At 70.3% G+C, this 15061-nt stretch carries 13 protein-coding genes; 3 read left to right on the top strand and 10 right to left on the bottom strand.

Annotation, left to right across the window (positions count from 1 at the left end; genetic code table 11):
* Positions 1 to 89: 89 nt before the first annotated feature.
* Both OG413_RS13605 and OG413_RS13600 read left to right on the top strand, forming a co-directional pair.
* Positions 90 to 446 carry a trypco2 family protein gene (locus OG413_RS13605; RefSeq protein WP_266805459.1) on the top strand — a complete coding sequence of 119 codons (357 nt, stop codon included), beginning with the start codon at positions 90 to 92 and terminating at the stop codon, positions 444 to 446.
* Positions 443 to 3709, top strand: a complete 3267-nt coding sequence (locus tag OG413_RS13600; RefSeq protein ID WP_266805457.1) for an NACHT domain-containing protein — start codon at positions 443 to 445, stop codon at positions 3707 to 3709. The genes OG413_RS13605 and OG413_RS13600 overlap by 4 nt, the downstream gene beginning before the upstream one ends.
* A 91-nt stretch (positions 3710 to 3800) precedes the next feature.
* Here OG413_RS13600 and OG413_RS13595 read toward each other — a convergent pair whose 3' ends face one another.
* Entirely contained in the window at positions 3801 to 6329 is a 2529-nt protein-coding gene (locus OG413_RS13595) for an ATP-dependent Clp protease ATP-binding subunit (RefSeq protein WP_266805455.1), read from the bottom strand.
* Between the two features lie 594 nt (positions 6330 to 6923).
* On the opposite strand from OG413_RS13595, the gene OG413_RS13590 reads away from it, so the two are divergent.
* Positions 6924 to 7541 carry an SCO3374 family protein gene (locus OG413_RS13590; protein WP_266810123.1) on the top strand — a complete coding sequence of 206 codons (618 nt, stop codon included), beginning with the start codon at positions 6924 to 6926 and terminating at the stop codon, positions 7539 to 7541.
* Here the strand turns inward: OG413_RS13590 and OG413_RS13585 are convergent.
* The 9 genes from OG413_RS13585 to panC form a co-directional block, all read right to left on the bottom strand.
* On the bottom strand, positions 7520 to 7855 hold the full coding sequence (locus tag OG413_RS13585; protein WP_073719617.1) for an Lsr2 family protein: 336 nt from the start codon (positions 7853 to 7855) through the stop codon (positions 7520 to 7522). The two genes, OG413_RS13590 and OG413_RS13585, sit on opposite strands and share 22 nt — an antisense overlap.
* Positions 7856 to 7999: 144 nt before the next feature.
* Positions 8000 to 8605, bottom strand: coding sequence for an amino-acid N-acetyltransferase (locus OG413_RS13580; RefSeq protein ID WP_266805451.1), 606 nt, complete (start codon positions 8603 to 8605; stop codon positions 8000 to 8002).
* A 10-nt stretch (positions 8606 to 8615) separates the two neighbouring features.
* Positions 8616 to 9071 (bottom strand): BlaI/MecI/CopY family transcriptional regulator, encoded by a 456-nt coding sequence (locus tag OG413_RS13575; protein ID WP_266805449.1) that lies wholly within the window; start codon positions 9069 to 9071, stop codon positions 8616 to 8618.
* Positions 9072 to 9217: 146 nt separating this feature from the next.
* Entirely contained in the window at positions 9218 to 9397 is a 180-nt protein-coding gene (locus tag OG413_RS13570; RefSeq protein WP_266805447.1) for a hypothetical protein, read from the bottom strand.
* A gap of 108 nt (positions 9398 to 9505) precedes the next feature.
* Positions 9506 to 10099 (bottom strand): hypothetical protein, encoded by a 594-nt coding sequence (locus OG413_RS13565; RefSeq protein WP_266810121.1) that lies wholly within the window; start codon positions 10097 to 10099, stop codon positions 9506 to 9508.
* Between the two features lie 217 nt (positions 10100 to 10316).
* Positions 10317 to 11114 (bottom strand): type III pantothenate kinase, encoded by a 798-nt coding sequence (locus OG413_RS13560; RefSeq protein ID WP_073719613.1) that lies wholly within the window; start codon positions 11112 to 11114, stop codon positions 10317 to 10319.
* Positions 11114 to 12163 carry a carboxylating nicotinate-nucleotide diphosphorylase gene (nadC, locus tag OG413_RS13555; protein WP_266805443.1) on the bottom strand — a complete coding sequence of 350 codons (1050 nt, stop codon included), beginning with the start codon at positions 12161 to 12163 and terminating at the stop codon, positions 11114 to 11116. The genes OG413_RS13560 and nadC overlap by 1 nt, the downstream gene beginning before the upstream one ends.
* A 185-nt stretch (positions 12164 to 12348) precedes the next feature.
* Positions 12349 to 14055, bottom strand: coding sequence for an L-aspartate oxidase (locus tag OG413_RS13550; protein WP_266805441.1), 1707 nt, complete (start codon positions 14053 to 14055; stop codon positions 12349 to 12351).
* The gene (gene panC, locus OG413_RS13545) at positions 14052 to 15050 is read right to left on the bottom strand and encodes a pantoate--beta-alanine ligase (RefSeq protein WP_266805439.1); all 999 of its coding nucleotides are present in this window, start codon (positions 15048 to 15050) and stop codon (positions 14052 to 14054) included. Before panC ends, OG413_RS13550 begins: the two co-directional genes overlap by 4 nt.
* Between the last annotated feature and the right edge of the window lie 11 nt (positions 15051 to 15061).

Genomic DNA, 15061 nt, shown 5'->3' with positions numbered 1-15061 from the left:
CGGTGGGACCAAAGGCTGTCCGGTTCGGGACCTTCGGCCCGCAACGGCGTTACGCCGACGAGAGTCCGGAACCGCTCCCGGGGGACCCCATGACTGACGAGAACACCCACGCGCTGGACGGCATCGAGCTCGCCGACGCCGTCGAATCCATCCGCAACCAGCTCGTCGAGGCGGCGACCCGGGCCACGGACCACCCCGTCTCCTTCGCGGTCGGCGACATCCAGATGGAGTTCACCCTCGAACTCCGCAAGGAGGCCAAAGCGGGCGGCAAGGTGAAGGCGTGGGTGGTGGAGGCGGGCGCCGACGCCTCCCGCGCCACCGGACGTACGCACAAGGTCGCCTTCACACTGACCCCGCACAACGCCGTGACCGGCGAGGCGTGGGAGATCGGCCATGAGGACGAGGGCAGTACCGCGCACTTCGGCCGGGGGCAGGGCAGCCCGTGAGCACACCCCCGGTGAGCCCGGCGGCCCGCACGGTCGTCGTCCACGGCGCCGGATCCGTCCAGGGCAGCGGGGTCCTGCTCACCGACCACCTGGTGCTGACCTGCGCCCATGTCGTCAAGGGCGGCAGCCGCAGCGGGGTCTCCCATACGGACCTCCCCGAACGGTCGGCGGCGACGGTCGTCTGGATCGACCACGACATCGACGCGGCCCTGCTGCGCACCGAGGAACCGGTGCTGCCGGTCGGCCCGGTCAGGCTCGGGGTGCTGGAGACCGACCAGTCCCTGTTCGACTGCGAGATCACCGGCTTCCCCGACATCCAGCGCCAGGCCGGCGGCCACCTGGAGGCGGACCAGTACACCGTTACGGTGCTGCCGCTCGCCGGACGGGTGCGCAACCTCCTGGTCTGCGAGTTGGACGGCCCGCCCCCGGCCCTCAATGAGCAAGGGCTCCCCACGCTGCGGGGCCTGTCCGGCGGCCCGGTGTTCGCCGGGAACGTCCTGCTGGGGATCGCCCGCCTCATCCCGCGTCAGCGCGCCGGGCGCCGGGTCGAGTGCGTCCCCATCACCTGCCTCGTCGCCTCGCAGCCCTTCTCGCTCGTCTACCGGCAGTCCGGCACCCCCCTGCGGTACGAGCAGGTACGCGGCCATTACCCCAGGGACCTGCGGTACGAGGAGGAGTACGCGGACGCGGTCGGCGCCGCGTACCGGCGTACGAAGATCTTCGGGCTGGACGAGCTGGGCCGGCACGACTCGGAATGGGACCTGGACACCGCCTACCTCAGCCTGGAGGCGCAGGCGCCGACCGGCCGGACGGCGAAGCACGCGCCCGCCCCGCCCCAGCGGATCGACGCCCTGCTCACCGACCGCCCCCGGGTCCTGCTGCGGGGCGAGGCGGGCGCGGGCAAGACCACCCTGCTGTGGTGGCTGGCCGCCCACGCCTCGGCCCGCACCCTGGGCGACACACTGGCCCCGCTGAACGGCCTGGTGCCCTTCGTAGTGCCACTGCGCACCCTGCGGGCCCGCGGCGGTACGTTCCCCGGGCCCGCGCAGCTGGCCGACGCGGCCGCTCTGGTGGTCGACCGGGCCCCCGAGGGATGGGCCGGCCGGGTCCTGGAGTCGGGCCGGGCGCTGCTGCTGGTCGACGGGCTGGACGAGGTGCCGCCGGATGACCGGGAGCAGGCGCACAGCTGGCTGTCCCAGTTACTGCGCCGCTACCCGGACACGCGGTGCGTCGCGACCGTCCGGCCGCTCGCCGTGGAGCCGGACTGGCTGCGCTCGGAGGGATTCGAGGAGCTGCGCCTACTGGCAATGCGGGACGAGGACATCCAGGCGTTCGTGGCCTCCTGGCACCGGGCGGCCCGGCTGACCGAGGCGGACGACCAGGAGCGGCTGGACGAGCTGGAGGGCGGCCTGTCCCGGCAGTTCGACCGGAACCCCGGTCTGCGCGAGCTGGCCCGCACCCCGCTGCTCTGCGCGGTGATCTGCGCCCTGCACCGCCGCCGCGAGGGATTCCTCCCCGAGACCCGCTGGAAGCTGTACCGCTCGTCCCTGGAGATGCTGCTCGGCCACCGGGACCGGCGCCGCCGCATCGAGGACCCCGAGGGCATCGAGATGGACGTCGAGGAGCACACCCAGCTCCTCCAGCGGCTCGCCGTCTGGCTGGTCCGCGAGGGCCAGTCGGAGTTCACCCGCGAGCAGGCCCTGCGCCAGCTGGCCCGCGGCCTGACCGGAATGGAGCGGGTGAGCGCGCAGGGGCCGCCCGAGAAGATCCTCACCCATCTCCTCAACCGCAGCGGCCTCCTCCAGGAGCACAGCGACGACACCTACCAGTTCGTCCACCGCACCTTCCAGGACTTCCTCGCCGCGAAGGAGCTCGTCGAGGACGACCACCTGAACGAACTGCTGCGCCACGCGGACGAAGAAGCCTGGCAGGACGTGATCCTGCTGGCGGCGGGGCATTGCGGCCGACGTCAGCTGCCGCTGCTGATCGATGGGTTACTGAAAGCCGGGGAGAGGCACGCCGAGCCGTCCGAGGAACGCACCGACATCCATGTCCTGGCCGCACTGTGCGAGCAGCACGCCACCTGGCTGGACAGCGCGGTACGGGAACGGGTCCGGCGCGGCACGGCGGCACTGTTCCCGCCGGCCGACCACAACCACCTCGACTCGCTGACCCGGCTCGGCGCCGCCGCCCTGCCGTTCCTCCCCTCGCCGGAGAGCCTGCCGTCGGAATCGGTTTCCACCCTGAACATGATCGACCTGATCGGCCGGGTCGGCGGCCGGGAGGCACTCCCCCATGCCCGCACCTGGGCCCGCTCCCACCCCGCTCACGGCAGTCTCCTCTCCCATCGCTGGGCCAATTTCCCGGCGGACGATTACGCGTCCGAGGTGCTGGCGCAATGCGACCTGATGAACGCGATCATCTTGGTCGGGCGAGAACAGGTGAGTGCCCTGCGGCATCTGCCCGCCCTCCGGCACCTCCATGTGTCCAGCGATGTCGAGGACGCGGAGCTGCGCACCGCACTGACCCGGCTGCAGCTGAGCACGCTGATGCTCGACGGCACCGCGCTCCTCGCGGACCTATCCTCACTGGAAACCCAGGCCGGGACGCTGAAGCAGCTGGACCTCTACGGATGCCTTGCGGTCAAGGACCTCACCCCCCTCGCCATACTGACCTCGCTGGCCTATCTGACGATCGACGCGATGGGTCGGCCGCTCAGCCTGCTGCCCCCGACCGCTCACATCCGCAGCCTGGAGCACCTGAGCCTTCACAACGTCGGTCCGGGCCGGCTGAGCGAACTGCACGCCCACCCAACGGTGCATCGCCTCAGTGTGGACGGCGGGCATCCGCTGCCTCTGGACGGTCTCGAAGCCTGGGAGTCACTCACCTCGCTGAGCTTCTTCGCGCTGGGCTCGCTGGACGATGCGCTGGCCGAGTTCCGGGAGAACCCCCGTATCACCTGGCTCCGGCTCAGGGCGTTCCCGTGGGCCGGACCGTTCGCCTCCGCCGGAACGGTCCCGTCGCTCAGGATCCTGACGGTCCCCGCCCCGCAAGACGGCGAGGACGTATCGGTTCTGCGTGGGCTCTTCCCCGAACTCACCGCTCTCACCCTGAACACGTCCCCGCACACACCGGAGCTGGACCTCACACCGCTGCTGGCGTGGCCCGGCCTCCAGGTAACGGTCAGCTGCGGCTTCCACCAGCCGCCGCCGCTACTCGGAAGCGAAGAACTGGGCCACCGGCTCACGGTCGAGAACTACTGAGCCACACCTCACCACCCGCGAAAAAGGGGCTGCCCCGGACCGGTCGAAACCGGTCCGGGGCAGCCCCTTCACGCTCAGGCGCTACGCGCCCCTACGCTTCCTTCGTCATGTTCGGGCCGGCGCCGCCTGCCGCCTGCTCGATCGGCGGGACGTCGGGCAGTGCCGACTTCTCCTCGCCGCGGAACGAGAACTTCTTCTCCTCGCCCTCGCCCTCGGTGCCCACGACCACGATGTGACCGGCACGCAGCTCACCGAAGAGGATCTTCTCGGAGAGGATGTCCTCGATCTCGCGCTGGATCGTCCGGCGCAGCGGCCGGGCGCCCATCACGGGGTCGTAGCCCTTCTTCGCCAGCAGTGACTTGGCCTCGGCACTGAGCTCGATGCCCATGTCGCGGTCCCTGAGGCGCTCGTCCACCTTGGCGACCATGAGGTCGACAATCTGGATGATGTCTTCCTCGGTCAGCTGGTGGAAGACCACCGTGTCGTCGACACGGTTGAGGAACTCGGGCCGGAAGTGCTGCTTGAGCTCTTCGTTGACCTTGGTCTTCATGCGCTCGTAGTTCGTCTTGACGTCGCCCTGGGCGGCGAAGCCCAGGTTGAAGCCCTTGGAGATGTCCCGGGTCCCGAGGTTGGTCGTCATGATGATGACCGTGTTCTTGAAGTCCACGACCCGGCCCTGGGAGTCGGTCAGGCGACCGTCTTCCAGAATCTGGAGCAGGGAATTGAAGATATCGGGGTGGGCCTTCTCGACCTCGTCGAAGAGGACGACGGAGAACGGCTTGCGGCGCACCTTCTCGGTGAGCTGGCCGCCCTCTTCGTAACCCACGTAACCGGGGGGCGAACCGAAGAGGCGGGAAACCGTGTGCTTCTCGCTGAACTCCGACATGTCGAGGGAGATCAGCGCGTCCTCGTCGCCGAAGAGGAATTCGGCGAGCGTCTTGGAGAGCTCCGTCTTACCGACACCGGACGGGCCGGCGAAGATGAACGAGCCACCGGGGCGCTTCGGGTCCTTCAGGCCGGCTCGCGTACGGCGGATCGCCTGCGAGAGGGCCTTGATGGCGTCCTTCTGGCCGATGACGCGCTTGTGGAGCTCGTCCTCCATGCGCAGCAGACGGGAGGATTCCTCCTCCGTCAGCTTGAAGACCGGGATGCCGGTGGCGGTGGCCAGGACTTCGGCGATCAGCTCGCCGTCGACCTCGGCGACGACGTCCATGTCGCCGGCCTTCCACTCCTTCTCCCGCTTGGCCTTCGCCGCCAGCAGCTGCTTCTCCTTGTCGCGGAGGGAAGCTGCCTTCTCGAAGTCCTGGGAGTCGATGGCCGACTCCTTGTCGCGGCGGACACCCGCGATCTTCTCGTCGAACTCGCGGAGGTCCGGCGGCGCGGTCATCCGGCGGATGCGCATCCGGGAACCGGCCTCGTCGATCAGGTCGATCGCCTTGTCCGGCAGGAAGCGGTCCGAGATGTACCTGTCCGCCAGGGTCGCGGCCTGCACCAGCGCCTCGTCCGTGATGGAGACCCGGTGATGGGCCTCGTAACGGTCGCGCAGACCCTTGAGGATCTCGATGGTGTGCGGCAGCGACGGCTCCGCGACCTGGATGGGCTGGAAGCGGCGCTCAAGAGCGGCGTCCTTCTCCAGGTGCTTGCGGTACTCGTCGAGCGTGGTGGCACCGATGGTCTGGAGCTCGCCTCGCGCCAGCATGGGCTTGAGGATGCTCGCCGCGTCGATCGCGCCCTCGGCGGCGCCCGCACCCACGAGGGTGTGGAGCTCGTCGATGAACAGGATGATGTCGCCGCGGGTGCGGATCTCCTTGAGAACCTTCTTCAGGCGCTCCTCGAAGTCACCGCGGTAGCGGGATCCCGCTACCAGGGCGCCGAGGTCCAGGGTGTAGAGGTGCTTGTCCTTGAGGGTCTCGGGCACCTCGCCCTTGACGATGGCCTGCGCCAGGCCCTCGACGACCGCCGTCTTGCCGACGCCGGGCTCGCCGATGAGTACCGGGTTGTTCTTGGTACGGCGGGACAGCACCTGCATGACCCGCTCGATCTCCTTCTCGCGCCCGATGACCGGGTCGAGCTTGGATTCACGAGCGGCCTGGGTGAGATTCCGGCCGAACTGGTCGAGCACCAGGGAGGTGGAGGGCGTGCCCTCCGCGGGGCCGCCTGCGGTGGCCGCCTCCTTGCCGCCCGAGTACCCGGAAAGCAGCTGGATGACCTGCTGCCGGACCCGGTTCAGGTCGGCGCCCAGCTTCACGAGGACCTGGGCGGCGACGCCCTCGCCCTCGCGGATAAGGCCGAGCAGGATGTGCTCGGTGCCGATGTAGTTGTGACCCAGCTGAAGGGCCTCGCGGAGCGAGAGCTCCAGGACCTTCTTGGCACGGGGAGTGAAGGGGATGTGGCCGGACGGGGCCTGCTGCCCCTGACCGATGATCTCCTCCACCTGCTGGCGGACCGCCTCGAGCGAAATCCCGAGGCTCTCCAGGGCCTTAGCGGCGACACCCTCACCCTCGTGGATAAGGCCCAGGAGAATGTGCTCGGTGCCGATGTAGTTGTGGTTGAGCATCCGGGCTTCTTCCTGAGCCAGGACGACAACCCGCCGCGCGCGGTCGGTGAACCTCTCGAACATCGTTAATCGCTCCTCAGAGCGGTCGGTCAGTGAGGGGTCGGTCCCCTCCCAGTCCTTCCGCATGCTAGTCCCGCAGGACGGGACAGCTCATTCCAACTGCCGACATCCGTCCGGATCACCCCCGCACCGGCGGGGAAACTTACTGCCGAACAGCTGACAACTGCTCCAACCCGATGGTGCGAGACGATGTTCCCGCAGGCCAGGCAGATACCCCTTTCGCCAGTACGCCGATGGCGAACGTGAGACGCCTCGGCCTGCGTGTCGCCCCTTCCCACTAGGAAAGTCTTACCCGCAATCACTGACAGTCCATGCGGCGCGCCCCGGTTCCCTCCGCTACGGGCGAACATCCCCGCGCTCCTGAATGCGTCCGCACGCCCCCAGGACGGGCACCCAGCGCGATCGATCACCAACCCTGCGTAACCCCAGGGGTGGTTCGGCTGTTCATCGGACATGGCTTTCACCGTCCCGCCACCCCGCTCGTCCCCAGAAGCCCGCGCGCGCGCCGCGGAAGCCGGTGGTGGTGCCGTTGTCGCTGATGACGCTGGTGCTGCCGAAGCCACCGTTACGCCTGGTGCCGACGGTGCCGCTGGTGCCATCGGTACCGCTGATGCCGACGGTGCCGACGGTTCCGACGGTGCCGGGGGTAGCGCTGATGCCGGTGTTGCCGCTGATGCCCTCGCGTGGTGGTACGAGCGCGAACTCGGCTGGGCCACCGCGGGAAGGGCTCCCGTACGACTGCTGACCGGGCTGCGCTTCGATGTGCTGGAGCTCCCCGCCGACGCCGGCCTCGCGGTCCTGCGGCGTGCCGTACGCACCGGCCCGGTGGCACTGACCGGAGCACGGATGAGGCTGCTGGTGGCCGCGGGAAGCGCCGATGAGCTGCCGGGGCTGCTCGACTGGCTGGAGTGGAACGGCGTCGCCCTCGACCTGACCGCTCTCGGCACCGGTGGCCGCATCACGGCCCCGGCACCGGCAGGAGCGCCGGAAAGCTCACCGGGGGCCGCGTTATGGCTGCGGCCCCCCGCACCGGGGCACGAGGTGGAGCCGACACTTCCGGCTCTCGCGGGCTTCGGGAGCAGCGGTGGGGGTGCCCCCGATCTCGTACGGCTGGTGGACGCGGCGGCGACGGAATGCCACCGGGTCCGGCTGTCGCGCGCCCGGATGGGGCTGCTGACCGATAGGTCGGCAGCTCAGCCGTTGGCCTTCTCGTAAGCCTCACGGATCTCGGCGGGAACGCGGCCGCGGTCATTCACATTGTGGCCGTTCTCGCGCGCCCACTTACGGATCTCGGCGGTGTCCTTGTTACCACCGGCAACGGCGCGGCCCTTGCCACGACCGGTCGCGGCACGGCCACCCGTACGACGGCCACCCTTGGTGTACGGCTCAAGAAGACCACGGAGCTTGTCCGCGTTCGACGTGGTGAGGTCGATCTCGTACGTCTTGCCATCAAGCGCGAACGTCACAGTCTCGTCCGCCTCGACACCGTCGAGGTCATCGACAAGAAGGACCTGAACCTTCTGTGCCACCGGATTTCCTTTCATCGAAAATGGAGTACGCGGAAAGGAAACCGCTTTTCCCCGGAAAACACAAACCCCCGGGAGAGGTTCAGGAGCTCAAGAACGCGGGAAACATGCGCGATTCGGACATAGGGTTCCGGCATCTTCTGTCGATCACAGGTGCAGAAGCATCCGGCTGTTGCCCAAGGTGTTCGGCTTCACTCGTTCGAGACCGAGGAACTCCGCGACACCTTCGTCATAGGAACGCAGCAGCTCACTGTAGACATCTGTGTCGACCGGTGTCTCTCCGATCTCGACGAAGCCGTGCTTCGCGAAGAAGTCGACTTCGAAGGTGAGACAGAAAACCCGCCGTACACCGAGCCAGCGTGCGGTCTGCAAGAGCTTGTCCAGTACGTGATGCCCTACTCCGCCACCTCTGATGCTGTGATCGACGGCAAGGGTGCGCACTTCAGCGAGGTCTTCCCACATCACATGGAGTGCGCCGCAGCCGATGACCCGCGCGTCCTCGTCGCGTTCCGCGACCCAGAACTCCTGGATGTCCTCGTAAAGCGTGACCGTCGCTTTGTCGAGCAGGATCCCTTCGGTCACGTACCCGTCGAGGAGTCGGCGGACCGACGCCACATCGCTCGTCCTGGCACGCCGGACGGTGATCGCGGGCTTTTTTACCGACGGGTCGGTATCAAAATCGGTTTGCGGCCCGGTATGCGACGACTCTTCGGTATCCGGTGGCTCTTCGGTATGCGGCAGCTCTGAGGACATGTCCCCGACGCTATCGCCCGCTCTCCGGCGCCGCGTCATCGGCCACAGGCCCGTCGGCACCGGGGGACACGTCACCGGAGGCGCTTGTGGACGGCGGATCGGTGAGGCCCGGGGAAACCATGCGGACCGCGTCCTGGAGGGCTTCGCGCTGCTCGGCGGACATCATGCCGAAGAACGCGACAAGAGCGGCCGCCGGGTTGTCACTGCGGGACCACGCTTCGTTCATGAGTGCGGCCGAGTACGCGGCCCTGGTGGAGACGGCCGTATATCGATATGCCCGGCCATCGACTTCCCGGCGTACCCAGCCCTTCTGATGGAGATTGTCCATTACCGTCATGACAGTCGTGTAGGCGATGGACCGTTCCTGCTGGAGGTCCTCAAGGACTTCCCGCACAGTGACCGGACGGTTCCATTGCCAGACGCGAGTCATCACGGCGTCTTCCAGCTCTCCCAATTGGCGAGGCACAGCGTCACCTTAGTGCCAGATGTCTTGAATGAGCCGGTATTTACACAGCGAAAGGGCGTACGGCTCCCATGAGCCGTACGCCCTTGACGGTGCACGGGGTGCGCCGCGCGCCCGCCGTACGGGCACGCGGGGCCGCTGCCCAGCGGTCAGACACTCTCCGGACGAGCGGTCTGCTTCACCGACTCCACGCGGGTGAGCGTCGCGTCCACGGCGGCGTCCTCCTTGGTCTTGTTCGGACCGCCCTGACTCTTGACGATCGTCACGACAAGGCCGATGAAGAAGACGGCCATCACCACAGGGGGCACGAGCGCGGATACGTAGTCCATGCCGTCCAGAGTAGCGAGCCCCGATCAGCAGGACGCGGCGCCCTCCCGAGGAGGGCGCCGCGTCCTGCCGGGAAAGATCCCGGGATCGCCGATTGCGGAGGAGGGGCCTCAGCCCGCCGCGCGTTCGCCGGGCGGCGGCACGGGGCGGCGGCGGGGCGGGAAGACCTCGGAGGGCTTCGGCATCGGACGCTCCCCGGGGGTCTGCGGACGGCCGGGTGCGACCGGCACCTTGGGGCGCTCGGGTTCCCGGTCCCGGTCCCGGTCGGCGGCGCGGCCGCCGGGCAGGGCGAGCAGCCGTCCTCGGGGCGCCGGGGCCGTCACCGCGACGGAGCGGCCGGCGAGCCGGGCCCGTACGGAACGTTCCGCGAGCACCTGGCAGCGTTCCAGGAGCGCTGCCGCGACCGGCCTGCCGCGCAGGGCCCGCAGGGCGGCCAGATCGTCCGGGCGGGGGTCGTAACCGGCGGCCACGGCGTCCTGGAGGAGCTCCAGATAGCCGGTGACGGAGCCGGGGAGAGCTTCGCGGTAGCGGGCGAGATCGGCGAGGAGGAACGTGCGCAGCCTCCCCGCCTCGCTGACCGCCTCGTCCACGGCACCCGCGAGCCGCAGGCAGTCCTGGACATCCTCGTCGGGCAGGGGCGTCGGGTGGAGGGCGATGGCGAGGGCACGTCGGAGCACCCGCAGCTCGTCCGCACCGAACGCCATGCCGCCTCGTGATCCGTAGGGCGTGGGCATGACGCGACAATACGTGCTAAATAGACAAAATCCGTTTAACTGGCCGACGGCGGCGCGGCGTCCGCCGGGGGTCCACCGGGGCTCCGCCGACGGTTCAGCGGAGGGCGGCGGTACGCCGTCGGCGGGCGTTGTCGCAGGTGAGCCGCCCGCGTCCGGCGCCCCGCCCGCCGTCCGTCCCCGGCGGCGCCTACATGCGTGCGACGTTGCGCTCGTACACGAGACGCAGCCCGATGAGCGTCAGCCACGGCTCGTGCTCGTCGATGACGGAGGACTCCCCCAACACCATCGGAGCAAGGCCGCCGGTCGCGATGACCGTGACGTCCTCGGGGTCGCCCGCCAGCTCCTTCTTCATCCGCGCCACGACACCGTCAACCTGGCCCGCGAAGCCGAACACGATGCCGGACTGCATGGCCTCGACGGTGTTCTTGCCGATCACACTGCGCGGCTTGGCCAGCTCGATCTTGCGGAGCTGGGCGCCCTTCACCCCGAGCGCCTCGACCGAGATCTCGATACCGGGGGCGATGACTCCGCCCACGTACTCACCACGCGCGGACACCGCGTCGAACGTGGTGGCCGTGCCGAAGTCGACCACGATCGCCGGACCGCCGTAGAGATCGACGGCGGCGACCGAGTTGATGATGCGGTCCGCGCCGACCTCCTTCGGGTTGTCCACCAGGATCGGCACCCCGGTCTTGATGCCGGGCTCCACGAGCACCGCGGGGACGTCGCCGTAGTAGCGACGGGTCACCTCCCGCAGCTCGTGCAGCACCGCCGGGACGGTGGCGCAGATCGCGATGCCCTCGATGCCGTCGCCCAGCTCCATGCCGAGCAGCGGATGCGTGCCCATCAGGCCCTGGAGCAGCACGGCGAGCTCGTCGGCGGTGCGACGGGCGTCGGTGGAGATCCGCCAGTGCTCGACGATCTCCTCGCCGTCGAACAGGCCGAGGACGGTGTGGGTGTTGCCGACGTCGATGGTGAGCAGCATCAGACGCGGGCCTCACCGGTGGCCGGGGCGACGTCCCGGAAGTCCAGGCCGATGTCGAGGATCGGCGAGGAGTGGGTGAGCGCGCCGACGGCCAGATAGTCGACGCCCGCCTCGGCGTAGGCACGGGCCGAGTCGAGGGTGAGCCGGCCGGAGGACTCCAGCACCGCGCGGCCGCCGACCAGGGCGACGGCCTCGGCGGTCTCGCCCGGCGTGAAGTTGTCCAGCAGGATCAGGTCGACGCCCGCGTCGAGCACCTCGCGGACCTGCTGCATCGTGTCGACCTCGACCTCGATCGGTACGTCGGGGAACTCCTCCCGCACCCGCTTGAACGCCTCGGCCACGCCGCCCGCCGCGATGACGTGGTTGTCCTTGACCAGGGCCGCGTCGGAGAGCGACATACGGTGGTTGACCCCGCCGCCGCAGCGCACCGCGTACTTCTCCAGGGCGCGCAGGCCCGGAGTCGTCTTACGGGTGTCGCGGACCTCCGCCTTCGTCCCTTCGAGTACGTCGGCCCAGGCACGGGTGGCCGTCGCGATGCCGGAGAGGCGGCACAGCAGGTTGAGCGCGCTGCGCTCGCCGGTGAGCAGATCGCGGGTGCGGGTGGTGACGGTCAGCAGCTTCTGGCCGGGGGCGACGCGGTCGCCGTCCTCGACATGGCGCTCGACCTCGAACTCGCTGGTGCAGACGATGGACAGGACTGCCTCGGCGACCCGCAGACCGGCGACCACACCCGCCTCACGGGCGGTGAAGTCACCGGTGGCGACGGCGTCCTCGTCCACGGTCGCCACGGTCGTGATGTCCACGCCGCCGTCGAGGTCCTCCTCGATCGCGACATGGGCGACGTCCTCGACCTGGACGGGGTCCAGACCCGCCTCGGCGAGGAGCTGGGCGAGCGCGGGGTCCAGACCGCACTCCAGGGCGTCCGGGTCGTAGCCGTCGCCACAGCCGCAGTCGTCGCCGCAGCCGCCCGCGGACGGTGCGGGCGCGCCGATCTGGATCAGCGGTACGTCCACGGGTGTGGGGCGCGGATTCTCTTCGGGCGTGCTCACGGTTACGGCTCCTCGGGGGCGTCTGCGGGTGGTACGGGCGGGGCGGTCGGGCTGCTGGTGGTGCGGGCGGTCGTGTCGCGGTGGTGCGGGGTGGTGCGGGGTTCGCCCAGCGGCCCGGGCCCCGATCCCGGGTCCTGGTTCCGGGTCCCGGGTCCGGTCCGTTGTGGGCCTGCTGAGCAGTCTGCTCAATTCGAGGGGCGTACGGGCGGGAACGCGGCGGTCTCCGTCCGGTGCAGCACCGGCTTCCGGTCCGGCGCGATCCGGACGACGAGGTGACGGCGCCAGTGCTCGTCGTCGCGGTCGGGCCGGTCCTCGCGCCAGTGGCAGCCACGGGTCTCCTCGCGGGCGCGGGCGGCGGCGACCAGGACCCGGGAGACGAGGAGCAGGTTGGTGACCTCCCACGCCTCGACCCCGGGCACGGTGACCTTGGCCTCGGCCGTACCGGCGCTCCCGGCGTCGGCGACCGCGTCGGCGACCGCGTCACGGTGCAGGGCCTCCAGCTCGTCGGCCGCGGTGGCGAGGCTGTCGGCGGAGCGCAGGACCCCGGCGCCCCGGGTCATGATCCGCTGGATCGCGGTACGGGACTCGGGGGCGAGCAGCGGCGCGGGCGTGGCGTCGCCGCCGTGCACCGCCTCCGTGCGCCGCGGGTGGTCCTCGGCGATGTCCGCTGCGATGCTCTCGGCGAAGACCAGTCCCTCCAGGAGGGAGTTGGACGCCAGCCGGTTGGCGCCGTGCACCCCGGTGCAGGCGACCTCCCCGCAGGCGTACAGACCGGGCACGGTCGTCCGTCCCCGCAGGTCGGTGCGGATGCCGCCGGAGGCGTAGTGCGCGGCGGGCGCCACCGGGATCGGCTCGGTGATCGGGTCGATGCCGTGGGCGCGGCAGGCCGCCAGGATGGTGGGGAAGCGCCGCTCCCACATCTCGGCGCCGAAGTGCCGGGCGTCCAGATACATGTGCTCGGTGCCGTGCAGGTGCATCTGCTCGGTGATGGCCTTGGCGACGATGTCGCGCGGGGCCAGCTCCGCCAGCTCGTGCTGCCCGAGCATGAAGCGCGTACCGGACGCGTCCACGAGATGGGCGCCCTCGCCCCGCACCGCTTCCGACACGAGCGGCTGCTGGCCCTCGGAGTCGGCGCCGAGGAAGAGGACGGTCGGGTGGAACTGGACGAATTCGAGGTCGGAGACCTCCGCACCGGCCCGCAGCGCGAGCGCCACCCCGTCGCCGGTGGAGACCGGTGGGTTGGTGGTGGCGGAGAAGACCTGGCCCATGCCGCCGGTGGCGAGGACGACCGCGGGGGCGCGGACGGCGCCGACACCGTCGTGCTGGCCCTCGCCCATGACGTGCAGGGTGACGCCCGCCGTACGGCCTTCGGCGTCGGTGAGCAGGTCCAGGACCAGGGCGTTCTCGACGGTGTGCAGGGCGGCCGAGCGGACCGCCTCGACCAGCGCGCGGGAGATCTCGGCGCCCGTCGCGTCGCCGCCCGCGTGCGCGATGCGGCGGCGGTGGTGGCCGCCCTCACGGGTCAGCGCGATGTCGCCGTCGTCGGTGGTGTCGAAGTGGGCGCCGGTCTCGATCAGCCTGCGTACGGCGTCGGGACCCTCGGTGACCAGGGTCCGTACCGCCGCCTCGTCGCACAGGCCGACGCCCGCGACGAGGGTGTCGTCGAGATGCTGCTCGGGGGTGTCGCCCTCGCCCAGGGCCGCGGCGATACCGCCCTGGGCCCAGCGCGTGGAGCCGTCGTCCAGCCGGGCCTTGGTGACGACGACGGTGGCGAGGCCCGCGGCCGCGCAGCGCAGGGCGGTGGTGAGACCGGCCACGCCGGAGCCGACCACCACGACGTCCGCGTCGATGGCCCAGCCGGGGGCGGGGGCGGTCAGCCGTATTCCGGTCACGTGAGGGCTCCGAAGGTCAGGGGGATGTTGTCGATCAGACGGGTGGCACCGACCCGCGCCGCGATGGCGAGGATCGCCTCCCCGCTCTCGCGGTCGTCGGGGATCTCGGTGAAGTCCACCGGGTCCACGAGGGCCAGATAGTCCAGGACGAGCGGCTGCCGTTCCCGGGCGGCGTCCAGGAGGACCAGCTGTGCGGCTGCCCGTACGGCGGCGGGTCCGCCGCTCGGCCGGGCCAGCGCCACCGCCTGGGCGTCGGCCGCCGCGCGGGACTCGCCGAGCGCGGTGAGCCCGGCGGCCCGGCCCGTGCTCGACGCGGTCGCCTGCGCGCGCTCGTGCAGCGCCTGCTGGGCGGCCAGTCTGTCCCGGGCCGCGAACAGGGCGCGGGGCAGGGCGAGGGCGGTGTGCCGTTCCTCGGCGGAGAGGAAGCGGTTGCGGCTGGAGAGCGCCAGGCCGTCCGGGTCTCGCACCGTGGGTACGCCGGTGATCTCGACGCCGAAATTCAGGTCGCGCACCATGCGGCGGATCAGCGCCAGCTGCTGGGCGTCCTTCTGTCCGTAGAACGCCACGTCGGGGCGGGTGAGGTGGAGGAGCTTGGCGACGACGGTGAGCATGCCGTCGAAGTGTCCGGGGCGGGCGGCGCCTTCGAGGCGCTCGCCCATGGGGCCCGCGGTGATCCGGACCTGGGGTTCGCCGCCGGGGTAGACCTCGTCGGCGGAGGGCGCGAAGACCGCGTCGGCCCCCGCCTCCGAGGCGACCGCGACATCGGCGTCGAGGGTGCGCGGGTAGCGGTCCAGGTCGGCGGCCTCACCGAACTGGAGCGGGTTCACGAAGACGGTGACCACGACCTGCCCGGCCGGACCGGCGGCGGCGCGCGCGGCCCGGATCAGGGTGGCGTGGCCGTCGTGGAGGGCGCCCATCGTCATGACGACGGCACGCACCGCACCGGCCGGGCGGCGCAGTGCGTCCAGCTCGGCGGCCGTACGCAGGACGCTCATCGTGCCTCCCC

It is taken from the genome of Streptomyces sp. NBC_01433 (assembly GCF_026340105.1).
Taxonomy (GTDB): Bacteria; Actinomycetota; Actinomycetes; order Streptomycetales; family Streptomycetaceae; genus Streptomyces.
Note: the sequence above shows the minus strand (reverse complement) of the source record. Positions and strands in the feature narration are given on the sequence as shown.

Excerpts from the sequence above, each read along its gene's own strand:
- OG413_RS13565 (WP_266810121.1), bottom strand. The coding sequence starts at position 10,099 with ATGGCGTTCGGTGCGGACGAGCTGCGGGTGCTCCGACGTGCCCTCGCC.
- OG413_RS13560 (WP_073719613.1), bottom strand. The coding sequence starts at position 11,114 with ATGCTGCTCACCATCGACGTCGGCAACACCCACACCGTCCTCGGCCTG.
- panC (WP_266805439.1), bottom strand. The coding sequence starts at position 15,050 with ATGAGCGTCCTGCGTACGGCCGCCGAGCTGGACGCACTGCGCCGCCCG.
- OG413_RS13580 (WP_266805451.1), bottom strand. The coding sequence starts at position 8,605 with ATGTCCTCAGAGCTGCCGCATACCGAAGAGCCACCGGATACCGAAGAG.
- OG413_RS13595 (WP_266805455.1), bottom strand. The coding sequence starts at position 6,329 with ATGTTCGAGAGGTTCACCGACCGCGCGCGGCGGGTTGTCGTCCTGGCT.
- OG413_RS13570 (WP_266805447.1), bottom strand. The coding sequence starts at position 9,397 with ATGGACTACGTATCCGCGCTCGTGCCCCCTGTGGTGATGGCCGTCTTC.
- OG413_RS13605 (WP_266805459.1), top strand. The coding sequence starts at position 90 with ATGACTGACGAGAACACCCACGCGCTGGACGGCATCGAGCTCGCCGAC.